Origin of the sequence: Klebsiella sp. JN_Kp121, from assembly GCF_040062145.1 — a bacterium.
Taxonomy (GTDB): domain Bacteria; phylum Pseudomonadota; class Gammaproteobacteria; order Enterobacterales; family Enterobacteriaceae; genus Klebsiella; species Klebsiella aerogenes.
The window spans coordinates 43,916-65,477 of record NZ_JBEAHX010000034.1 but is presented as its reverse complement, the minus strand read 5'-3'; the positions used below and the strand labels follow the sequence as shown (position 1 = coordinate 65,477).

Genomic DNA, 21,562 nt, shown 5'->3' with positions numbered 1-21,562 from the left:
CACTATGCAGCTCAACATTACAGGACACAACGTCGAGATCACTCCCGCCATGCGCGACTTCGTCACTACGAAGTTCAGCAAACTGGAGCAGTTTTTCGATAGGATCAACCAGGTCTATATTGTGTTAAAAGTAGAGAAGGTGACGCAAATCGCGGACGCCAATTTGCATGTCAACGGTGGCGAAATCCATGCCAGTGCGGAAGGGCAGGATATGTATGCTGCTATCGATGGTCTTATCGATAAGCTGGCAAGACAGTTAACAAAACATAAAGATAAACTGAAACAACACTAATTGTCCGGGCGATCGCCCTTATCCGCAGCCCGCGGATAAGGGCAGCTCAGGTGAAATTATGATGAACAACGATTCCGCTCTACAACTGAGCAATGTCCTTAACCAGGATTGTACCCGTAGCCAGGTTCACTGCCAGAGCAAGAAACGCGCGCTGGAAATTATCAGCGAACTGGCGGCGAAGCAGCTAGGTTTACCGCCTCAGGTGGTCTTTGAAGCGATCCTGACCCGTGAAAAAATGGGCAGTACCGGGATCGGCAACGGCATTGCGATCCCTCACGGCAAGCTTGAAGAGGATACCCTGCGCGCCGTTGGCGTATTTGTGCAGTTGGAAACGCCGATCGCCTTCGATGCGATCGACAATCAGCCGGTCGATCTGCTGTTTGCGCTACTGGTGCCGGCCGATCAAACCAAAACCCATCTGCATACGCTCTCGCTGGTCGCCAAACGTCTGGCGGACAAAACCATCTGCCGTCGCCTGCGCGCTGCGGTGAGCGATGAAGAGTTGTATGAGATCATCACCGAAGCAGGAAGCAGCGATGACGCTTAACGTGAGTCGCGTCTTAACCTTTATCGTACTGAGGAGAAACGGTACATGGTACTGATGATCGTCAGCGGCCGCTCTGGCTCGGGGAAATCCGTCGCCCTGCGAGCGCTGGAAGATATGGGCTTCTACTGTGTGGATAACCTGCCGGTAGTGCTGTTGCCTGAGCTGGCGCGAACGCTGGCCGACCGCGATATCTCTGCGGCCGTCAGCATTGACGTGCGCAATATGCCGGAATCACCGGAAATCTTTGAACAAGCGATGCAGAATCTGCCGGAATCCTTCTCCCCGCAGCTGCTGTTCCTTGATGCCGACCGCAACACCCTGATCCGCCGCTACAGCGATACCCGTCGCTTACATCCGCTCTCCAGCAAGAATCTGTCGCTTGAAAGCGCGATCGACGAAGAGAGCGATCTGCTTGAGCCGCTGCGCTCCCGTGCGGATCTGATCGTCGATACTTCCGAAATGTCGGTGCATGAACTGGCCGAGATGCTGCGTACTCGCCTGTTAGGTAAACGCGAGCGTGAATTGACGATGGTCTTTGAATCATTCGGCTTCAAACACGGTATCCCTATCGATGCCGATTACGTGTTTGACGTCCGCTTCCTGCCAAACCCGCACTGGGATCCGAAGCTGCGCCCCATGACCGGCCTCGATAAACCGGTTGCCGCCTTCCTCGATCGCCATACGGAAGTGCATAACTTTATTTACCAGACGCGTAGCTATCTGGAGCTATGGTTGCCGATGCTGGAAACCAATAACCGCAGCTATCTGACGGTAGCCATTGGTTGTACCGGCGGTAAGCATCGCTCGGTCTATATTGCCGAACAGCTGGCTGACTACTTCCGTTCGCGCGGTAAGAACGTGCAATCTCGTCACCGGACGCTGGAAAAACGTAAATCATGACCGTCAAGCAAACCGTTGAAATCACCAACAAGCTGGGCATGCACGCGCGCCCGGCAATGAAGCTTTTCGAGCTGATGCAGAATTTCGATGCGGAAGTGTTGCTACGCAACGACGAAGGCACCGAAGCGGAAGCCAACAGCGTTATCGCCCTGCTGATGCTGGATTCCGCCAAAGGACGCCAAATTGAGGTTGAGGCCAGCGGCCCGCAGGAAGTCGAAGCGCTGGCGGCGGTGATTGCGCTGTTCAACGCCGGGTTTGATGAAGACTAATCATCTCCCGGCGGGATCGCGGTTAATGCAGCTTATTGGCCTGCATAAAGCCTTCGCCGCCTAACTGACGCATCTGGCGCAGGATCCACGCCTGTCGGCTATGAACATAGCCTGATGGCGCATCGGCGCGAAAACGAATCGGGTTCGGTAATACCGCCGCCAGCAGCGCGGCCTCTGCAGGGGTCAAACGGCTGGCCGGCTTATGAAAATAGCGCTGGGCCGCCGCTTCTACGCCGAAAATACCGTCGCCAAACTCGGCAATATTCAAGTACACGGTAAGAATGCGCTTCTTGCTCCAGACCGTTTCAATGCCGACCGTCAGCCCCACTTCCAGCCCCTTGCGCAACCAGCTACGGCCATCCCATAAAAACAGGTTTTTTGCCGTCTGCTGCGACAGCGTCGACGCGCCGCGAATTCGATTTTCATTCCGTTCGTTGTGCGCCAGCGCTTTTTCGATTGCCGGCACGTCAAAACCCCAGTGGTCGGGGAATTTCTGATCTTCAGCAGCAATCACCGCCAGCCCCATCCAGGGGGAAATCTCGTCCATGCCAACCCAGTCAGAATGGGCGACATAATGGAAATCACCGGAGAACCAGGCGCTAACCTGGCGCTCCAGCATCACCGCTGAGAACGGCACCGGCAGGACGCTGAATACGGCGATACCGCCGCCCCAGAACACCACACAGACCAGCAGCAGGCGTAACAGCAGGCGCTTAATCATCGCCAGCGGCGCAACACGCTTACTCATTCAGCGAGAACCAGTACGCGATCGACCAGTTTCTCAATACCGCTGGCGGCCTCGGCAATATTCTGCGCCAGCATATAAGCAGGCGTGGTCACCACTTTGTTGTCTTCATCGACCACGATGTCGTCAACCGGGCACGGCACGTGCTCCGCGCCCATCTCTTCCAGCACCTCGGCAGTATCCGGATCGGTACCGATGGTTATCCGCAGCGGCGTCGGGAAAATCTTCGGCAACAGCGCCGGCGCGATACACATAAAGCCCAGCGGCTTACCCGCTTCGTGCATCGCCAGCGTTAACGCCTGCAGATCGCGATCAACAACGCATTCACTTCCCTGGGCGGCAAAATTACTCAGGTTTTTCGCCGCGCCAAAGCCACCTGGCACAACCAGCGCATCCAGCTCGTCCGCGCGGGCGCTGGCCAAAGGCTGAATAGCGCCGCGCGCCAGGCGCGCCGCTTCAATCAGCACATTGCGGCTTTCCGCCATCGTTTCGCCGGTCAGATGGTTGATCACGTCGGTTTGCGCCTTATCCGGCGCAAAGCAAACCGCCTGCGCGCCGCGACGCGCAATGGCCAACAGGGTAATGACCGCTTCATGGATTTCTGCGCCGTCGTAAACACCACAGCCGCTTAGTACCACGCCAATCTTCTTCATCTTGCTAACCCCTTAGCGCAACTCTATGAAACAAGTAAATAATTTTGATTTACTCGCTATGCTTCACATATTTTACCGATTCACGTAACAAAATATTTATGGTTTGCTATCTTAATGAGCGAGCAAGCCAAATCCTCAGGTTGCGCCGTGTAAAAAAATCACTCGAACAATCCTGGCTCAACAACCAGTTCCCTGGTGTTGGCGCAGTATTCGCGCACCCCGGTTTATCCGGGGTCATTTTTTATCCGCCGCCGCAATCCAGGCCTTCAGTACCGCAACATCGTTTTGCCACTCGGATTTCATCTCTTCTACCCACTCGCCGACGTTGTCTTCCCAGGCGGGTAAATCTGGCGTTTGGATCTGCTGCCCTAATTGCTGGATATGGCGCAAGCCTATCGACCCCGCCGCGCCCTTAATTTTATGGCCTTCATCGACGATACCTTTCTGGTCGCGCGCGGTGAGATTCGATTCCAGCACGGACATGTAGCCCGGCATCATCTTCTCGAACACCGCCAGCCCGTCGGTAATCAGCTTCGGTCCCACCAGCTCAATATATTGTTCCAGCATGTCGGTATCCAGTACCGATGCCGATTTCGCCACATCCACCGCAGGCGCCTCATGGCCATCGTCTTCCGGCGCATCCCAGAATTTCTTGATGATCGCGGTTAACGCCGGTACCGACAGCGGCTTGCTCAGTACATCATCCATGCCGGCATCAAGGTACTCTTTTTTGTCCTTCAGGACGTTGGCGGTCAGCGCCACCAGCGGCGGCAACTCATCGGCGGCATAGCGTTGTTTTAGCTGTCGCGAGATATCGAGGCCGGTCATGTCCGGTAGCTGAATGTCCAGCAGCACCAGGTCGTATTCGCCGGGTTCGAACATCTCCAGCGCGGCTTTACCTGTCATCGCCACGTCCACGCTGTTGCCCAATTTTTCCAGCACCGAACGGGCGACAATCACGTTCAGTTCGATATCTTCCACCAGCAGCACATTCAGCGCCGGCAGCGGCATATCGTCTTCGGCCAGCGTATCTTCAACTTCATCAGCTACCGCCTGCGCGTGTACGGTCAAGGTAAACGTCGCCCCCTGCCCCGGCTGGCTGGTCACGCTGATATCGCCACCCATATTGCGCGCCAGCCGGCGCGATACCGCCAGCCCGATACCGGTACCGGTTGCCGGTTTACCGCCGTGGCTGTCTTTCACCTGATAATACATGGCGAAAATTTTGTCCTGCTCCGCCTGCGGGATACCGATACCGGAGTCCTCGACTTCGAAGTGCAGCATATCGCCTTCGTCATAGCGGACGCGCACGGTGACATTGCCCTGTTGGGTAAACTTCACCGCATTGCTGATCAGGTTCCACAGGATCTGCCGCAGACGCGTGCCATCGGTTATCACCTTATGCGGCAGCGGCTGGGTTGGCTCCATCACAAAGCGCAAACCTTTCTGCTGCGCCTGCAGGCCTGAGAGGTTCTCCAGATCGGCAAGGAAGCTGGTAAAATCCACCTCCTGATTATCAAGCTGAACTTTGCGCCGCTCCATCTTATCCATATCGATAATATCGTTGAAGATATTCCCCAGCGTCACCGCTGAAACATGGATAGTTTTCAGATATTTTTCCTGCTCGTTGGTCAATTCAGTATCCAGCAGGATGCGGCTGAGCCCAACGATGCCATTGAGCGGCGTACGCAGCTCGTGGCTGATGGTTGAGATAAAGGTGGTCTTGTCCCGGCTGGCGCGCTCCAACGCGTCCTGATAGCGCTTACGCTCGGTAATATCGCGGCCAAAGCCCATCAGGCCACGGCGCTTGCCCACGCGGTCATAGTAGGGGACCTTGCGGATCTCAAAGCAGGCTTTACGCCCATCGGGATAATCGAGCCATTGTTCGTAGGTCAGTGAGACATTATGGCGGAAGACTTTCTCATCGGTCTCCAGCACTTTCACCGCGGCTTCTTCGCTATAGACATCCTGCGGCTTGAGGTGAATCAGCTGCTTTTCGCTTTTACCGGTCAACAATTCCATCGCCCGGTTACAGCCGGAGAACTCTTTATCTTCGTTACGATAGAAAACCAGATCCGGTGAGGCATCAAGGAAAGAGCGCAGGAAAGAGGATTGTTGCTCTAGCTGAATTTGCGTCTCTTCGCGCTCTTTCATCTCTATTTTCAGCTGTTCCAGCGTGGTTTCGCGCTCCGCTTCCGCTTTTTCACGTTCGCCAATTTCCTGGTTCAACTGGGCGATATTATCCTTGAGCTGTACGTTAAGCTTAAGATCGCGCTCGCGCATCTCTTCCAGCTTTTCCACCAGCCGCGAGAGGCGCTGACGCGACTCTTCCAGCTGTTCGACCACCACTGACAGAAAATAGACCGCCCAGGGGGTAATCAGCAGCCCGAAGAAGATAGAGCGGATGACATCAATACTCTCCACCTGTCCATGCAGCACCATCGTGACGGCCATCTGCACCACGATAGCCAGCACCACCAGCGCCAGAGCCAACAGCATTGAAAAGCGCACCAGACCTAACTTCATCATCAGGTCGACATAGTACTGCGCCAGCATACGAATTTGCTTCATGAGGGATTCCTTATCGCCAACTCCGCACAATAATACCCAATTCTGAACATTACGCTGTAAGTTGTGCAAAAAATGCGGCGGTAATCAGCCGTTAAGGAAGTGGAACATCAGGCAGGCTGGATCCACGGCGTCCCCAATGCCGACCCCTGAACGCCATAGGCATTAAGGTATTTGTCCAGCTCGACCATACCGGTCCAGCGGTTTTCGCACCACAGCGGTGCCAGTAGCGTTGGGCGACGGGCGCTGGCCGAGATGCGGTGATAAATCACCTCCGGTGGGGTATGGCGAATCATCTCACCGGCGGTGACCGTATAGTCATCCAGCGCAATACCGTTCAGGCGACCCGCCTGCCAGGCTTTCGCCATGATGCTGCCGGTCACAATATGCAGCGGGTGCAGCTTAATACCATCGACGCCGGTGTCGACCACCCGTTGCAGGGTGTGCAGGCACTGCTGCTGGGTTTCGCCCGGCAGGCCGACGATAAGATGCGCGCAGACTTTTAATCCGCGTTCGCGCGCCAGTCGGGTGGTGCGCTGGTAGCAGGCAAAGTCATGGCCGCGATTGATACGATGCAGCGTTTTATCATGCGCGGTCTGCAATCCCAGCTCCAGCCAGATTTCATAGCCCTGCTCCCGATATTCGCTGAGCAGGTCCAGCACCCCATCGGGAACGCAGTCGGGGCGGGTGCCGACGCACAGCCCCACGATATTCGCCTGGCTCACCGCCTGCTGATACATTGAACGCAGCAGCTGCACTTCGGCAAACGTGCTGGTATAAGCCTGAAAATAGGCGAGATAACGTTTCGCGCGGTTGACCAACTGCGCCTGGTGCGCCAGCTGATCGGCAATCGAACGGTACTGCTGGGCCTCGTCGGCGAAGGAGGCGACATTACAAAATGTGCAGCCGCCGCGGCCAATTGTGCCATCCCGGTTCGGGCAGCTAAATCCACCATGCAGCGTCAGTTTATGAACCTTTTCGCCGTAGCGGCGCGTAAGATCCCCACCAAACATGTTGACTAATTTTTGTAACTGCATAATCTGATAGACCGGCCTCAAGAAAGGGGCCAAGCCTGCCATTTTTAGCCTCCGACGGCGATGACCTGGATCAATCGTCAGCGCGGCCGCTTACCTCATTGCATATTAAATCAAAATAAACGCGGTTTCATTCACACTCGCGGTAATAACATTTACTTATACTTCAATGCTGAGTTTCAATTATCTTTGTCGCAGCAAAAAACAGTTTTATTTCCTGCTATTAAGATAACCAGCAGTCAAATATTCCGCCATAAAAATACAATTCAGCACAGAAAGGTAATCTTAGGCTGCGGATATAGTGAGACAGATCACACTAGATTACGCATCCCTGAGAGTTTATATGCCTTTAAAAAAACAACAATTCTTTTTAAAATCAAAAAATTAAACACCTCTTAGCACACTTTTGTATAAATAAGATTGCCATTTGACGTAAGTGTGGATTCTCGCTAAGTTGGGAATCCGCTGGAAGCTTTCTGGATGAGCGCTCTGCTCATCATATTTATGCAGTAATTGAGATTCCCTCTTAATAGCAAGTCCTCAAACTTGTGTACCGATGCGAAAAGGATTTAAAGAGGGCGAATGCGAGGTAGGCAAAGATGCCCTTACCCCGTCGCCATGCTCTTGCTGTGCCTTGCGCGCAATCGATTAAGGGGGCGTCCCGTAGAGCCTGGGGAGGTTCACTGATATGTTGTACGACAAATCCCTTGAGCGGGATAACTGTGGTTTCGGCCTGATCGCCCACATAGAAGGCGAACCTAGCCACAAGGTAGTGCGCACCGCTATACACGCACTGGCCCGAATGCAGCACCGCGGCGCGATCCTTGCCGATGGAAAAACCGGCGACGGTTGCGGCCTGCTGTTACAAAAACCCGATCGTTTCTTCCGGATTGTGGCGGAAGAGCGCGGCTGGCGCTTAGCCAAAAACTACGCCGTCGGGATGCTGTTCCTGAATAAAGACCCCGAGCTGGCAAGCGCTGCGCGCCGTATCGTTGAAGAAGAGCTGCAACGCGAAACATTGTCTATCGTTGGCTGGCGCGATGTGCCAACCAATGAAGGCGTGCTCGGTGAAATCGCCCTCTCCTCGCTGCCTCGTATTGAACAAATTTTTGTTAACGCGCCGGCAGGCTGGCGTCCGCGCGATATGGAACGCCGTCTGTTCATCGCGCGCCGCCGCATTGAAAAGCGCCTGCAGGAAGACAAAGATTTCTACGTTTGTAGCCTGTCGAACCTGGTTAATATCTATAAAGGTCTATGTATGCCGGCGGATTTGCCGCGCTTCTACCTGGACCTCGCGGACCTGCGTCTGGAATCCGCCATCTGCCTGTTCCACCAGCGCTTCTCCACCAATACCGTGCCGCGCTGGCCGCTGGCGCAGCCTTTCCGCTATCTGGCGCACAATGGTGAAATCAATACCATCACCGGTAACCGCCAGTGGGCCCGCGCCCGTACCTATAAATTCCAGACTCCGCTGATCCCCGATCTGCATGACGCCGCGCCGTTCGTCAACGAAACCGGCTCTGATTCAAGCTCGATGGATAATATGCTGGAACTGCTGCTGGCAGGCGGGATGGATATCGTCCGCGCGATGCGCCTGCTGGTACCGCCAGCCTGGCAGAATAACCCGGACATGGATCCGGAATTGCGCGCGTTCTTCGACTTTAACTCCATGCATATGGAGCCGTGGGACGGCCCGGCGGGCATCGTCATGTCCGACGGTCGCTACGCCGCCTGTAACCTCGACCGTAACGGTCTGCGTCCGGCGCGCTACGTCATTACCAAAGATAAACTCATCACCTGCGCGTCTGAAGTCGGTATCTGGGACTACCAGCCTGATGAGGTGATGGAAAAAGGCCGCGTTGGGCCTGGCGAGCTGATGGTCATCGATACCCGCAGCGGGCGCATTCTGCACTCGGCGGAAACCGATAACGATCTGAAAAGCCGCCATCCGTACAAAGAGTGGATGGAGAAAAACGTCCGCCGTCTGGTGCCGTTCGAAGACCTGCCGGAAGAAGAAGTCGGCAGCCGTCAGTTGGATGATGACACGCTCGCCAGCTACCAGAAACAGTTTAACTACAGCGCTGAAGAGCTGGACTCCGTCCTGCGCGTCCTTGGGGAAAACGGCCAGGAAGCGGTCGGTTCGATGGGCGATGATACCCCATTCGCCGTGCTCTCCAGCCAGCCGCGTATCATTTATGATTATTTCCGCCAGCAGTTCGCCCAGGTGACAAACCCGCCTATCGATCCGCTGCGTGAAGCGCACGTGATGTCGCTGGCTACCAGTATCGGCCGTGAAATGAACGTCTTCTGCGAAGCGGAAGGCCAGGCGCACCGCCTGAGCTTCAAATCGCCGATCCTGCTGTACTCCGACTTTAAACAGCTGACCACCATGGAAGAGGAGCACTATCGCGCCGACACCCTGGATATTACCTTTGATGCCAACGAAACCACGCTGGCCGAGACGGTAAAAGCGCTGTGCGATAAAGCGGAACAGATGGTACGTAACGGCACCGTACTGCTGGTGCTGTCCGACCGCAACATCGCGAAAGACCGTCTGCCGGTACCGGCGCCGATGGCCGTTGGCGCCATCCAGACGCGCCTCGTCGATAAGAGCCTGCGCTGCGACGCTAACATCATCGTCGAAACCGCCAGCGCCCGCGATCCGCACCACTTTGCGGTGCTGCTGGGCTTTGGCGCGACGGCTATCTATCCATATCTTGCCTATGAAACCCTGGCGAAGCTGGTGGATAGCAAAGCTATCGATAAAGAATACCGTACGGTGATGCTGAACTACCGTAACGGCATCAACAAAGGCCTGTACAAAATCATGTCGAAGATGGGGATCTCGACCATCGCCTCCTACCGCTGCTCGAAGCTGTTCGAAGCGGTCGGTCTGCATCGCGACGTGGCCGACCTCTGCTTCCAGGGCGTAGTGAGCCGCATTGGCGGCGCCGGTTTCGACGACTTCCAGCAGGACCTGCTGAATCTGTCGAAACGCGCATGGCTGGCGCGTAAACCGCTGGCTCAGGGCGGTTTGCTGAAATATGTCCACGGCGGCGAATATCACGCCTACAACCCGGACGTCGTTCGCACCCTGCAGCAGGCGGTTCAGAGCGGCGAATACCGTGATTATCAGGAATACGCGAAGTTGGTTAACGAACGCCCGGCAGCCACGCTGCGCGATCTGCTGGCGCTCAACCCAGGCGATGAAGCCATAAGCATCAATGAAGTGGAATCAGCGAAAGAGCTGTTTAAACGCTTCGATACCGCGGCCATGTCGATCGGCGCGCTGAGCCCGGAAGCGCATGAATCGCTGGCGGAAGCGATGAACAGCATCGGCGGCTTCTCCAACTCCGGTGAAGGCGGCGAAGACCCTGCGCGCTACGGCACCAACAAAGTCTCGCGTATTAAGCAGGTGGCTTCAGGTCGGTTCGGCGTTACCCCAGCCTACCTGGTGAATGCCGACGTAATCCAGATTAAAGTCGCCCAGGGCGCGAAACCCGGTGAAGGCGGACAGTTGCCGGGTGACAAAGTGACGCCTTATATCGCCAAACTGCGTTATTCGGTACCTGGCGTGACGCTGATCTCCCCGCCGCCGCACCACGATATTTACTCTATCGAAGATCTGGCGCAGCTGATTTTCGACCTCAAGCAGGTCAATCCGAAAGCGATGATTTCCGTCAAACTGGTTTCCGAACCGGGTGTCGGCACTATCGCCACCGGCGTGGCGAAAGCCTACGCAGACCTAATCACTATCGCCGGCTACGATGGCGGCACCGGGGCGAGCCCGCTCTCATCGGTGAAATATGCCGGCTGTCCGTGGGAACTTGGCCTGGTGGAAACCCAGCAGGCGCTGGTCGCCAACGGCCTGCGTCATAAAATTCGCCTACAGGTAGACGGCGGCCTGAAAACCGGCCTCGATATCATCAAAGCGGCGATCCTTGGCGCGGAAAGCTTCGGCTTCGGCACCGGCCCGATGGTCGCGCTGGGCTGTAAATACCTGCGTATCTGTCACCTGAACAACTGCGCCACCGGCGTGGCGACCCAGGATGACAAACTGCGTAAGAACCACTACCACGGCCTGCCATTCAAAGTGACCAACTACTTTGAATTCATCGCCCGCGAAACCCGCGAGCTGATGGCGCAGCTGGGCGTGAAGCGTCTGGTGGACCTGATCGGCCGCACCGACCTGCTGAAAGAACTGGAAGGCTTTACGGCGAAACAGCAGAAACTGGAGCTCGGCAAACTGCTGGAAACCGCTGAGCCGCTGCCAGGCAAGGCGCTGTACTGCACCGAGAGCAACCCGCCGTTCGATAACGGCGTGCTCAACGCGCAGCTGCTGCAGCAGGCGAAGCCGTATGTGGATAACAAACAGAGCAAAACGTTCTGGTTCGATATTCGCAACACTGACCGTTCCGTTGGGGCGTCGCTGTCCGGTTATATCGCCCAGACTCACGGCGACCAGGGGCTGGCCGCCGACCCGATCACCGCCCACTTTAGCGGTACCGCGGGCCAGAGCTTCGGCGTCTGGAACGCCGGCGGCGTTGAGCTGCACCTGACCGGCGACGCCAACGACTACGTGGGTAAAGGCATGGCGGGCGGTCTGCTGTCGATTCGTCCTCCGGTCGGCTCCGCCTTCCGTAGCCATGAAGCAAGCATCATTGGCAACACCTGTCTGTATGGCGCGACCGGCGGTCGTCTGTACGCGGCAGGACGCGCGGGCGAACGCTTTGCGGTACGTAACTCCGGCGCCATCACCGTGGTGGAAGGCATCGGCGACAACGGCTGTGAATACATGACCGGCGGCATCGTCTGTATCCTGGGGAAAACCGGCGTGAACTTCGGCGCAGGTATGACCGGCGGCTTTGCTTACGTCCTGGATGAAGATGGCGACTTCCGTAAACGCGTTAACCCCGAACTGGTGGAAGTTCTGGACGTGGACACGCTGGCTATCCATGAGGAGCACCTGCGTGGCTTAATTACCGAACACGTGCAGCTTACCGGTTCGCAGCGCGGCGAAGAGATCCTCGCCAACTGGCCGGCCTTCGCGGCGAAGTTTGCGCTGGTTAAACCGAAGTCCAGCGATGTTAAAGCACTGTTGGGTCACCGTAGTCGTTCCGCAGCTGAGCTGCGGGTGCAGGCGCAGTAAGGGGTTAAGATGAGTCAGAACGTATACCAATTTATCGACCTGCAGCGCGTTGATCCGCCAAAGAAACCGCTGAAGATCCGTAAAATTGAATTTGTAGAAATTTACGAGCCGTTTTCAGAAGGCCAGGCCAAGGCGCAGGCAGATCGCTGCCTCTCCTGCGGCAACCCGTACTGCGAATGGAAATGTCCGGTGCACAACTACATCCCTAACTGGCTGAAACTGGCCAACGAGGGGCGCATTTTTGAAGCGGCGGAACTGTCGCATCAGACCAACACCCTGCCGGAAGTCTGCGGACGTGTCTGCCCGCAGGACCGCCTGTGCGAAGGTTCCTGTACCCTGAACGATGAGTTCGGCGCGGTGACCATCGGCAACATTGAACGCTATATCAACGATAAGGCGTTTGAGATGGGCTGGCGTCCGGACTTGTCCGGCGTGAAGCAAACCGGTAAAACCGTCGCCATTATCGGCGCCGGTCCGGCAGGCCTGGCCTGCGCGGATGTGCTGACCCGTAACGGCGTAAAGGCGATCGTTTTCGATCGTCATCCGGAAATCGGCGGTCTGCTGACCTTCGGCATCCCGGCGTTTAAGCTGGAAAAAGAGGTGATGACCCGCCGCCGTGAGATCTTCACCGGCATGGGGATTGAGTTCCGGCTCAATACCGAAGTGGGCCGTGACGTCCAGCTCGACGATCTGCTGAAAGAGTACGATGCCGTATTTCTGGGCGTGGGCACCTACCAGTCCATGCGCGGCGGACTGGAAAACGAAGATGCCAACGGCGTGTATGACGCACTGCCGTTCCTTATCGCCAACACCAAACAGATCATGGGCTTTGGCGAAACGGCGCACGAACCGTTCGTCAGTATGGAAGGCAAACGCGTGGTGGTTCTCGGCGGCGGCGACACCGCGATGGACTGCGTGCGGACCTCGGTTCGTCAGGGGGCGGCGCACGTTATCTGCGCCTATCGTCGTGACGAAGAAAACATGCCGGGTTCCAAACGCGAAGTGAAAAACGCGCGTGAAGAGGGTGTCGAATTCCAGTTCAACGTCCAGCCGCTGGGCGTGGAAGTGAATGCCAACGGCAAAGTGTGCGGCGTGAAAATGGCGCGCACCGAAATGGGCCAGCCGGATGCGAAAGGCCGCCGTCGCGCGGAAATCGTCGCCGGTTCCGAGCACGTGGTGCCGGCAGACGCGGTGGTGATGGCGTTTGGTTTCCGTCCACACAGCATGGAATGGCTGGCGAAACATAGCGTCGAGCTGGATTCTCAGGGCCGCATCATCGCCCCGGAAGGCAGCGACAACGCGTTCCAGACCAGCAACCCGAAAATCTTTGCCGGCGGCGATATCGTTCGCGGCTCAGACCTGGTGGTAACGGCGATTGCCGAAGGCCGTAAAGCGGCGGACGGGATCCTCAACTATCTTGAAGTCTGATTAGACCCTGAGTCTCAACGCAGAAAAGCCCGATGGTTAACGCTATCGGGCTTTTTTATGCTTGATCGTGGTTAAGCAGGAGCAAAAAAAACAGGCCCCGGAGGGCCTGTCAGGCATTACTTCACAACGCGCAGCGCCGGACGACCACCGCGCGGCGGCGGTGGCGTGTCGTCAGGATCGTCATCGTGATTATCCGGCTTATCGCCATCAATCACCGACATCACCGTTTCGTTTTCGCTCTCAGACACGACGTCATCATCGTTGAGGCTGCTGACATCTTCGTCATAGGCCGCTTCAGGTTCAAACATCGTTCCTGCGCCGTTCTCACGGGCATAGATAGCGAGTACCGCAGCCAGCGGCACGGAAACGTTGCGCGGTACGCCGCCGAAGCGAGCATTAAAGCGCACTTCGTCATTCGCCAGTTCCAGATTGCCCACCGCACGCGGCGCAATATTCAGAACGATTTGGCCGTCGCGAGCGTACTCCATCGGCACGAGAACGCCTGGCAGCGTCACATCGACGACCAGGTGCGGAGTCAGCTGGTTATCCAGCAGCCACTCATAGAACGCCCGCAGCAGGTACGGGCGACGCGGCGTCAGCTGTGAGACATCCATTATTTAGCCCCGGCCGAGGCGCATTTCACGCTCGGCTTCAGTTAAAGAAGCGAGGAAAGAATCACGTTCGAAGACGCGAGTCATATAGCCCTTAAGCTCTTTCGCGCCAGCACCCACCAGTTCTACGCCGAGAACCGGCAAACGCCACAGCAGCGGAGCCAGGTAGCAATCGACCAGGCTGAATTCGTCGCTCAGGAAGTAAGGCTTCTGAGTAAAGACCGGCGCAATCGCCTGCAGTTCTTCACGCAGCTGCTTACGAGCGGCATCAGCCTGGGCCGCGGTACCGGTCTGGATGGTATTCATCAGCGAATACCAGTCTTTCTCGATACGTTGCATGTACAGACGGCTTTCACCACGCGCCACCGGGTAAACCGGCATTAGCGGCGGATGCGGGAAACGCTCATCCAGGTATTCCATAATGATGCGGGATTCCCACAGAGTGAGCTCACGATCCACCAGCGTCGGGACGCTTTGATTCGGGTTGAGGTCAATCAGATCCTGAGGCGGGTTATCCTTCTCCACGTGCTCTATCTCAAAACTGACACCTTTTTCGGCCAGCACGATGCGGACCTGATGGCTATAGATGTCAGTAGGACCAGAAAACAGCGTCATTACCGAACGTTTGTTGGCAGCGACAGCCATGAAAACCTCCAGGTATATTCAGAATTTTTACTGCTGCCGACCACGCATGGCCAGCCAGATGTATAAACCCCATTCGCACGGCGACGATATGTTCATTGATTAACTAAAAAATGAACAACCACCAGCATTTGGGCAGAAAATTGGATGATAGTTTACCAGATTTTGCGGACGTTGTGGTGAGGGTATTCTGGAAATGCTGAAAAAGTGGTAAGAACAGACCATTTCTTTGTGGATAACAGCCGTTTTATCCATAAAAAAACCCGCCGAAGCGGGTTTTTTCGCAAATTGTTCTGCGTGAGCAGAAAACAATTAACGTTTGGAGAACTGCGGACGACGACGTGCTTTACGCAGACCGACTTTCTTACGTTCAACCTGACGAGCGTCACGAGTAACGAAGCCAGCTTTACGCAGTTCAGAACGCAGGGACTCGTCGTACTCCATCAGAGCGCGGGTGATACCGTGACGGATCGCACCAGCCTGACCAGAGATACCACCACCTTTAACAGTGATGTACAGATCCAGTTTCTCAACCATGTCGACCAGTTCCAGCGGCTGACGAACTACCATGCGGGCAGTTTCACGACCGAAGTACTGTTCCAGCGAACGCTGGTTGATTACGATTTTGCCGTTGCCCGGTTTGATGAAAACGCGAGCTGCGGAACTTTTGCGGCGACCAGTGCCGTAGTATTGATTTTCAGCCATTGCCTATAATCCCGATTAGATGTCAAGAACTTGCGGTTGCTGTGCCGCGTGGTTGTGCTCGTTACCAGCGTAAACTTTCAGTTTACGGTACATAGCACGACCCAGCGGGCCTTTTGGCAGCATGCCTTTAACCGCGATTTCAATCACACGCTCAGGACGGCGGGCAATCATCTCTTCAAAGGTCGCTTCTTTGATACCACCGATGTGGCCGGTGTGGTGGTAGTACATTTTGTCTTCGCGCTTGTTGCCGGTTACAGCAACTTTTTCTGCGTTCAGAACGATGATGTAATCACCAGTATCAACGTGCGGAGTGTATTCCGCTTTGTGCTTACCGCGCAGGCGACGAGCCAGTTCAGTAGCCAGACGGCCCAGAGTTTTACCGGTCGCGTCAACAACATACCAGTCGCGTTTTACGGTTTCTGGTTTAGCTGTAAAAGTTTTCATTAAAAGCTTACCCAAATAAATAAGTTACACGTTGGTGAACACCCAAACGTTTAGTCAGTTGAGGTTCACACGACAAAGTCCGGCAAACCTACCCCTTCGAATAGCCTATGCCAGCACATAGAAGATTTCGGGAAAAAAAACCTTCTCGTAACGTGGGGTCGCAAGATTATAGAGAAGTAGGGGCCAAAGATCGACCCCTTTATGTGATTTGCAGCAGGTTTTTCTCAATGTGAGAAGAAGGCTGGATTCAGGGCATGTGCGGTTGTTTCAGATACTCTTCGCTTTGCATTTCCTGCAGGCGCGATAAACAGCGCTGGAACTCAAACTTCAAGCGTTCGCCCTGATAGATCTCATACAGCGGCACCGCCGCGCTAACCACCAGTTTTACGTGACGTTCGTAGAATTCATCCACCAGCGCGATAAAGCGCCGCGCTTCGCTCTCAAGATGCGTCGTCATCACCGGCACATCGAACAACATCACGGTATGGAACAGGCGTGACAGCGCGATGTAATCATGCTGGCTGCGCGCATCCACGCACAGCGTGTCGAACGACGCCGCCAAAGTCTGGTTTTCCACGCCTAACGTCGGCAGCGGCCGGTGGTTAATTTCCAGCGTCGGCATCTGCTCGCGTTTGGCTCCCGCCAGCGCCAGCCAGAGTTTATCCATTTGCTGGCTGGTCTCGCCATTGAGCGGCGACAGCCACAGATGCGCCTGGGTTAATGTGCGCAGGCGGTAATCAATCCCCGCATCGACGTTCATAATGTCGCAATGCTGTTTGATGGCGTCTATCGCCGGCAGGAAACGCGCGCGCTGCAGACCATTGCGGTAGAGCTCGTCCGGCGGGATGTTTGAGGTAGCAACCAGCGTAATCCCACGCGAGAACAGCGCTTTCATTAAGCCGCCGAGCAGCATGGCATCGGTGATGTCGGAGACAAAAAACTCGTCGAAGCACAACACATCGGTTTGCGCTTTAAAGCGATCGGCAACGATTTCCAGCGGGTCGCTATGCCCCTGCAGGGTGGTTAACTCTTCGTGTACGCGCAGCATAAAGCGATGGAAATGCAGGCGCTGTTTACGCTCGCCCGGCAGGCTTTGATAAAACATATCCATCAGCCAGGTTTTGCCGCGCCCAACGCCGCCCCACATATACAGGCCGCGTACGGCGGTCGCTTCCGCCGCCGGTTCGCGTTTGCCAAGCAGCTTGCTGAATTTCGCCCGCAGCCCGCCGCCCGCAGGCGCTGCGGCTACAGGTTTTTCCTGCAGTTCACGATAGATGGTATCGAGGCGGCTGACCGCTTCTTGTTGCACGTCGTCTGGTTGATGGCTGCCCTCTTTGAGAGCTAAAAGGTAACGCGATGTTGGGGACAGGCTTTGCATGATCTTATTGTTATTCCTTGAAAACCGTGGCGCCGTGGCCCACGATTGACGAAAAAAAGGCGGTTCTACACTACGCGATGATACGCCAGGATTCCACTTCTGTGGAATTAGCGGTTATAGTGGCACTATCGGGCGCAGGCGGAGAGCCTAACAGCCACCCTACGGAACCACAAAACAACGGGAGATGTTCATGACCTGGGAATACGCGCTAATTGGATTAGTCGTCGGTATCATCATCGGTGCCGTCGCCATGCGTTTTGGTAACCGCAAATTGCGTCAGCAACAAGCGCTGCAGTTCGAACTGGAAAAGAATAAAGCAGAGCTTGAAGAGTATCGCGAAGAGCTGGTCAGCCATTTTGCGCGCAGCGCAGAACTGCTGGACAACATGGCGGATGACTACCGTCAGCTGTATCAGCACATGGCAAAAAGCTCCAGCAGCCTGCTGCCGGACGCGATGGCGGACGCCAATCCGTTCCGCAATCGCCTGGCGGAGTCCGAAGCCAGCAACGATCAGGCGCCGGTACAGATGCCGCGCGATTATTCTGAAGGCGCATCCGGCCTGCTGCGCGGTGGCGCGAAACGCGACTGATCCCGCTGTCTGCGTAAAAATATTTACCGGGCGCACCTTCCGCGCCCGTCTTCCCCCTGCATCCCAGCTACAATTTAAGCACGGACCGCATTGTTAGCCGGTCGAAAATTCAATAACATCAAATCATTCGGACGTTTTTTCCATACACCTCAGGTTACGAGAGCCAGCATCTAATGAAGAAACAGACTTTGCTGTTGAGTGCGTTAGCGTTAAGCATTGGATTATCGTTGTCGGTCCTGCCTCCGGCGGCGGCATCACTGCCGACCCAGGTTCCAGGCCAGGGCGCGCTACCGAGCCTCGCGCCGATGCTGGAAAAAGTATTGCCTGCGGTGGTCAGCGTGCAGGTAGAAGGCACCGCCTCGCCGGTGCAGAATATGCCGGAAGAGCTGAAAAAATACTTCGGCGACAACGCGCCGCAAGAGCAGGCGCAGCCGTTTGAAGGCCTCGGTTCAGGGGTGATTATCGACGCCGCCAAAGGCTACGTGCTGACCAACAACCACGTAATAAGCCAGGCGCAGAAAATCAGCATTCAGTTGAACGATGGCCGCGAGTTCGATGCCAAACTGGTCGGCAGCGATGAACAGAGCGATATCGCCCTGCTGCAGGTTTTAAAACCCAGCAATTTAACGCAAATCGCCATCGCGGATTCCGACAAGCTGCGCGTCGGTGATTTCGCCGTTGCCGTCGGCAACCCCTTCGGCCTCGGCCAAACCGCCACTTCCGGCATCATCTCCGCGCTGGGCCGTAGCGGCCTTAATCTCGAAGGGCTGGAAAACTTTATTCAGACCGATGCCTCAATTAACCGCGGCAACTCCGGCGGCGCGCTGCTGAATCTTAACGGCGAGCTTATCGGCATCAATACCGCCATTCTGGCGCCGGGCGGCGGCAGCATCGGTATCGGCTTCGCCATTCCGAGCAACATGGCGAAGACCCTCGCCGATCAGCTTATTCAATATGGCGAAATCAAACGCGGCCTGCTGGGTATTAAAGGCATGGAAATGAGCGCGGATATCGCCAAAGCGATGAATATCAACGCTCAGCGTGGCGCCTTTGTAAGCGAAGTCCTGGCCAATTCAGGCTCCGCAAAAGCAGGAATTAAATCCGGCGACGTTATCGTCAGCATGAACGGCAAACCGCTAAGCAGCTTCGCCGAGCTGCGCTCGCGTATCGCCACTACCGCCCCTGGCACAAAAGTAAAACTGGGGCTACTGCGCGACGGCAAACCGTTGGACGTCGAGGTCACGCTGGATAAGAGCACCTCCTCCACCGCCAGCGCCGAGCTGATTATCCCGGCCCTGCAGGGAGCGGCGCTAAGCGATGGCCAGTTAAAAGACGGCACTAAGGGCGTGAGCATCGATAACGTCGATAAAGGCAGCGCGGCGGCTCAGGTTGGCCTGCATAAAGACGATCTCATTATCGGCCTCAACCGCCAGCGCGTGCGTTCCATCGCCGAGCTACGTAAAGTGCTGGAAACCAAACCGGCCGTCATCGCGCTGAATGTGCTGCGCGGTAACGAAAGCATTTATCTGCTGCTACGCTGACGGCTGCATCCGGACATCGCGCGTCGTGCGATGTCCGGATAAGTCATGCTATGCTGCGCCTGCCCATTAATTAACGATATTCGCATCATGCCAGGAAAGCTTTTACGTTCAGTCCTTATCGGTTTAATCGTCGGCGGCATCCTGCTGGCGGCGATGCCTTCGCTGCGCCAGTGGCAGCTCTCGTCGGCGACGCCGAGCGATACCGCTGACGAATCGCCCGCCAGCTATAATGCTGCGGTAAGACGCGCCGCGCCGGCGGTGGTCAACGTCTATAACCGCGCGCTGAACAGCACCAGCCATAACCAGCTGACGCTCGGCTCCGGCGTTATCATGGACCAACGCGGATATATCCTCACCAACAAGCACGTCATCAACGATGCCGATCAGATAATCATCGCCTTGCAGGATGGACGGGTATTTGAAGCCCTGTTGGTCGGTTCCGATACCCTGACTGACCTGGCGGTGCTCAAAATAAACGCCAGCGGCGGCCTGCCAGTTATCCCGATTAACCCGAAACGCGTTCCACATATCGGCGATGTGGTACTGGCGATAGGCAACCCGTATAACCTTGGGCAAACCATCACCCAGGGTATCATCAGCGCGACCGGTCGTATCGGCCTGAACCCCACCGGGCGACAGAATTTCCTGCAAACCGACGCCTCTATCAACCACGGCAACTCCGGCGGCGCGCTGGTCAACTCGCTGGGTGAATTGATGGGTATTAACACCCTGTCGTTTGATAAGAGCAATGACGGCGAAACGCCGGAAGGGATCGGCTTTGCCATCCCGTTCCAGCTGGCGACCAAAATCATGGATAAACTGATCCGCGACGGCCGGGTGATCCGCGGTTACATCGGGATCAGCGGCCGCGAGATCGCGCCGATGCATGCGCAGAGCGGCGGCATGGATCAGATCCAGGGGATTGTCGTTAATGACGTCGCACCTGACGGCCCAGCGGCGCAGGCCGGGATCCGCGCCAATGATGTGATCATCTCGGTGAACGATAAACCAGCGGTTTCGGCGCTGGAAACCATGGACCAGGTCGCAGAAATTCGCCCGGGTTCAGAAATCCCGGTGGTCATCATGCGTGATGATAAGAAAATCACCCTGCACGTGGCGGTACAGGAATATCCGGCGACAAATTAACGATTAGCGCTCCGTTATCGGAGCGCTATTAATCAACAAACAGCGGTCCGGCCGGGAATCTGGCCAGAAACCCGGTCACCGCCAGTAACGACCGCAACGATGGCCAGCGAACCTGCCGCTCCCGCAGTTCATCATCCAGCGTCAGTAACGCGAACTCCCCTCTCTCGCCAAGAACGCCACCCTGCCACAGCAGCCGTTGCGCCTGCTGCCGCTCCCACGGCGATTCACTCTTCCAGGCCAGCAAATGCAGCAGCGACTGTTGTAAGCAAACGCTGTGCGAATGGTTGTCCCGCAACAATCGTCGATACACCGGCAGCGAGATACTGCGTACGCTGTAGAAACCGCTGCGCGATTCACTATCAGCCTGCGCCACGCTGGCGCACATCTGCCCGGCGAGATCGCTTAAACGATTATGCGTCAGCGGCTGGCGCAGCGCATCCAGATGCCCGGCGGCGGCGCAAAGCAGGCCGCTCCTTTGCCGCTCATGCGTCAGCGAACCCAGTAACGCCGCTACCGTTTCAGACTCCCCGGTCTGCGCATGCTGAATACCTGCGTCATAACAACAGACAAAGAAATCATGGCTGCCACGGACGACTGGCGGGCGCGCCAGCAGATTCAGCGCCGGATGCAGTTGTTCAAGCTCCTCCAGCGACGCCAGGGCGTAATCAACGACCCCCTCTTTTGCCGACGACCTGCTGGCAGGATGTAATGCAACCGTTTCATTCATCAAAACCTCCTCAGGGAAAATTCCCGGCTCGCGCGGCGCGCGGCCGGGCTACGGGGTCACCGGTCGCCCGGATAAGGCGCCTGCCGCCATCCGGGAACCTCTCCCGGGGGCGCTGCGCTTACCGGGGCTACAAACCGGAGCGGACCGGTAGCCCGGATAAGGCGCCTGCCGCCATCCGGGAACCTCTCCCCGGT

General features: G+C 56.3%; 19 protein-coding genes. 9 read left to right on the top strand and 10 right to left on the bottom strand.

The genetic code is table 11. The features are described 5' to 3' along the window. The first annotated feature begins 4 nt into the window (after positions 1 to 4). The 4 genes from hpf to npr are packed head-to-tail and all read left to right on the top strand — an operon-like array spanning position 5 to position 2,008. Positions 5 to 292: a ribosome hibernation promoting factor gene (gene hpf, locus ABLU86_RS22100; RefSeq protein WP_004125711.1), complete on the top strand. Its 288-nt coding sequence runs from the start codon at positions 5 to 7 to the stop codon at positions 290 to 292. 58 nt (positions 293 to 350) lie between these two features. Next, positions 351 to 839 carry a PTS IIA-like nitrogen regulatory protein PtsN gene (gene ptsN, locus ABLU86_RS22095; RefSeq protein ID WP_015369492.1) on the top strand — a complete coding sequence of 163 codons (489 nt, stop codon included), beginning with the start codon at positions 351 to 353 and terminating at the stop codon, positions 837 to 839. Positions 840 to 884: 45 nt separating this feature from the next. Further along, positions 885 to 1,739, top strand: coding sequence for an RNase adapter RapZ (gene rapZ / locus ABLU86_RS22090; protein ID WP_015369491.1), 855 nt, complete (start codon positions 885 to 887; stop codon positions 1,737 to 1,739). Continuing rightward, positions 1,736 to 2,008, top strand: coding sequence for a PTS phosphocarrier protein NPr (gene npr / locus ABLU86_RS22085; protein ID WP_002918431.1), 273 nt, complete (start codon positions 1,736 to 1,738; stop codon positions 2,006 to 2,008). Before rapZ ends, npr begins: the two co-directional genes overlap by 4 nt. 22 nt (positions 2,009 to 2,030) lie before the next feature. Here the strand turns inward: npr and mtgA are convergent, their stop codons facing one another. From mtgA to ABLU86_RS22065, 4 genes are all read right to left on the bottom strand, one after another. Continuing rightward, positions 2,031 to 2,756, bottom strand: a complete 726-nt coding sequence (mtgA, locus tag ABLU86_RS22080; protein WP_015369490.1) for a monofunctional biosynthetic peptidoglycan transglycosylase — start codon at positions 2,754 to 2,756, stop codon at positions 2,031 to 2,033. Next, positions 2,753 to 3,406 carry an isoprenoid biosynthesis glyoxalase ElbB gene (gene elbB / locus ABLU86_RS22075; RefSeq protein WP_020077831.1) on the bottom strand — a complete coding sequence of 218 codons (654 nt, stop codon included), beginning with the start codon at positions 3,404 to 3,406 and terminating at the stop codon, positions 2,753 to 2,755. The genes mtgA and elbB overlap by 4 nt, the downstream gene beginning before the upstream one ends. Before the next feature lie 234 nt (positions 3,407 to 3,640). Next, positions 3,641 to 5,977, bottom strand: a complete 2,337-nt coding sequence (gene arcB, locus ABLU86_RS22070) for an aerobic respiration two-component sensor histidine kinase ArcB (protein WP_015369488.1) — start codon at positions 5,975 to 5,977, stop codon at positions 3,641 to 3,643. A 107-nt stretch (positions 5,978 to 6,084) separates the two neighbouring features. After that, complete coding sequence (locus ABLU86_RS22065; protein WP_032710614.1) at positions 6,085 to 7,011, bottom strand: TIGR01212 family radical SAM protein; 927 nt, start codon at positions 7,009 to 7,011, stop codon at positions 6,085 to 6,087. Positions 7,012 to 7,696: 685 nt separating this feature from the next. Between ABLU86_RS22065 and gltB the strand changes: the two genes are divergently transcribed. Both gltB and gltD read left to right on the top strand, forming a co-directional pair. Further along, complete coding sequence (gene gltB / locus ABLU86_RS22060) at positions 7,697 to 12,157, top strand: glutamate synthase large subunit (protein WP_015703611.1); 4,461 nt, start codon at positions 7,697 to 7,699, stop codon at positions 12,155 to 12,157. 9 nt (positions 12,158 to 12,166) lie between these two features. Next, positions 12,167 to 13,585, top strand: a complete 1,419-nt coding sequence (gene gltD, locus ABLU86_RS22055) for a glutamate synthase subunit GltD (RefSeq protein WP_015369485.1) — start codon at positions 12,167 to 12,169, stop codon at positions 13,583 to 13,585. 116 nt (positions 13,586 to 13,701) lie between these two features. Here the strand turns inward: gltD and sspB are convergent, their stop codons facing one another. The 5 genes from sspB to zapE form a co-directional block, all read right to left on the bottom strand. After that, complete coding sequence (sspB, locus tag ABLU86_RS22050) at positions 13,702 to 14,199, bottom strand: ClpXP protease specificity-enhancing factor (RefSeq protein WP_015369484.1); 498 nt, start codon at positions 14,197 to 14,199, stop codon at positions 13,702 to 13,704. Between the two features lie 3 nt (positions 14,200 to 14,202). Next, a complete protein-coding gene (gene sspA / locus ABLU86_RS22045; RefSeq protein ID WP_015369483.1) occupies positions 14,203 to 14,841 on the bottom strand; it encodes a stringent starvation protein SspA in 639 nt (212 codons plus the stop codon). A 309-nt stretch (positions 14,842 to 15,150) separates the two neighbouring features. Further along, positions 15,151 to 15,543, bottom strand: a complete 393-nt coding sequence (gene rpsI, locus ABLU86_RS22040; protein WP_000829818.1) for a 30S ribosomal protein S9 — start codon at positions 15,541 to 15,543, stop codon at positions 15,151 to 15,153. Between the two features lie 15 nt (positions 15,544 to 15,558). Beyond that, positions 15,559 to 15,987: a 50S ribosomal protein L13 gene (rplM, locus tag ABLU86_RS22035; RefSeq protein WP_002918559.1), complete on the bottom strand. Its 429-nt coding sequence runs from the start codon at positions 15,985 to 15,987 to the stop codon at positions 15,559 to 15,561. Positions 15,988 to 16,234: 247 nt separating this feature from the next. Continuing rightward, positions 16,235 to 17,365: a cell division protein ZapE gene (gene zapE, locus ABLU86_RS22030; protein WP_015703612.1), complete on the bottom strand. Its 1,131-nt coding sequence runs from the start codon at positions 17,363 to 17,365 to the stop codon at positions 16,235 to 16,237. Between the two features lie 190 nt (positions 17,366 to 17,555). On the opposite strand from zapE, the gene zapG reads away from it, so the two are divergent. The 3 genes from zapG to degS all read left to right on the top strand — a co-directional run bounded on the left by zapG (position 17,556) and on the right by degS (position 20,641). Further along, a complete protein-coding gene (gene zapG, locus ABLU86_RS22025; protein ID WP_015369480.1) occupies positions 17,556 to 17,954 on the top strand; it encodes a Z-ring associated protein ZapG in 399 nt (132 codons plus the stop codon). A gap of 173 nt (positions 17,955 to 18,127) precedes the next feature. Next, complete coding sequence (gene degQ, locus ABLU86_RS22020) at positions 18,128 to 19,495, top strand: serine endoprotease DegQ (RefSeq protein WP_015369479.1); 1,368 nt, start codon at positions 18,128 to 18,130, stop codon at positions 19,493 to 19,495. A gap of 87 nt (positions 19,496 to 19,582) precedes the next feature. Beyond that, the gene (gene degS / locus ABLU86_RS22015) at positions 19,583 to 20,641 is read left to right on the top strand and encodes an outer membrane-stress sensor serine endopeptidase DegS (protein ID WP_015703614.1); all 1,059 of its coding nucleotides are present in this window, start codon (positions 19,583 to 19,585) and stop codon (positions 20,639 to 20,641) included. A 28-nt stretch (positions 20,642 to 20,669) separates the two neighbouring features. Here degS and ABLU86_RS22010 read toward each other — a convergent pair whose 3' ends face one another. Beyond that, on the bottom strand, positions 20,670 to 21,368 hold the full coding sequence (locus tag ABLU86_RS22010) for a hypothetical protein (RefSeq protein WP_348796368.1): 699 nt from the start codon (positions 21,366 to 21,368) through the stop codon (positions 20,670 to 20,672). Between the last annotated feature and the right edge of the window lie 194 nt (positions 21,369 to 21,562).

Coding starts and splice junctions, on each gene's coding strand:
- hpf (WP_004125711.1), top strand. CDS start 5: ATGCAGCTCAACATTACAGGACACAACGTCGAGATCACTCCCGCCATG.
- ptsN (WP_015369492.1), top strand. CDS start 351: ATGATGAACAACGATTCCGCTCTACAACTGAGCAATGTCCTTAACCAG.
- rapZ (WP_015369491.1), top strand. CDS start 885: ATGGTACTGATGATCGTCAGCGGCCGCTCTGGCTCGGGGAAATCCGTC.
- npr (WP_002918431.1), top strand. CDS start 1,736: ATGACCGTCAAGCAAACCGTTGAAATCACCAACAAGCTGGGCATGCAC.
- mtgA (WP_015369490.1), bottom strand. CDS start 2,756: ATGAGTAAGCGTGTTGCGCCGCTGGCGATGATTAAGCGCCTGCTGTTA.
- elbB (WP_020077831.1), bottom strand. CDS start 3,406: ATGAAGAAGATTGGCGTGGTACTAAGCGGCTGTGGTGTTTACGACGGC.
- arcB (WP_015369488.1), bottom strand. CDS start 5,977: ATGAAGCAAATTCGTATGCTGGCGCAGTACTATGTCGACCTGATGATG.
- ABLU86_RS22065 (WP_032710614.1), bottom strand. CDS start 7,011: ATGCAGTTACAAAAATTAGTCAACATGTTTGGTGGGGATCTTACGCGC.
- gltB (WP_015703611.1), top strand. CDS start 7,697: ATGTTGTACGACAAATCCCTTGAGCGGGATAACTGTGGTTTCGGCCTG.
- gltD (WP_015369485.1), top strand. CDS start 12,167: ATGAGTCAGAACGTATACCAATTTATCGACCTGCAGCGCGTTGATCCG.
- sspB (WP_015369484.1), bottom strand. CDS start 14,199: ATGGATGTCTCACAGCTGACGCCGCGTCGCCCGTACCTGCTGCGGGCG.
- sspA (WP_015369483.1), bottom strand. CDS start 14,841: ATGGCTGTCGCTGCCAACAAACGTTCGGTAATGACGCTGTTTTCTGGT.
- rpsI (WP_000829818.1), bottom strand. CDS start 15,543: ATGGCTGAAAATCAATACTACGGCACTGGTCGCCGCAAAAGTTCCGCA.
- rplM (WP_002918559.1), bottom strand. CDS start 15,987: ATGAAAACTTTTACAGCTAAACCAGAAACCGTAAAACGCGACTGGTAT.
- zapE (WP_015703612.1), bottom strand. CDS start 17,365: ATGCAAAGCCTGTCCCCAACATCGCGTTACCTTTTAGCTCTCAAAGAG.
- zapG (WP_015369480.1), top strand. CDS start 17,556: ATGACCTGGGAATACGCGCTAATTGGATTAGTCGTCGGTATCATCATC.
- degQ (WP_015369479.1), top strand. CDS start 18,128: ATGAAGAAACAGACTTTGCTGTTGAGTGCGTTAGCGTTAAGCATTGGA.
- degS (WP_015703614.1), top strand. CDS start 19,583: ATGCCAGGAAAGCTTTTACGTTCAGTCCTTATCGGTTTAATCGTCGGC.
- ABLU86_RS22010 (WP_348796368.1), bottom strand. CDS start 21,368: ATGAATGAAACGGTTGCATTACATCCTGCCAGCAGGTCGTCGGCAAAA.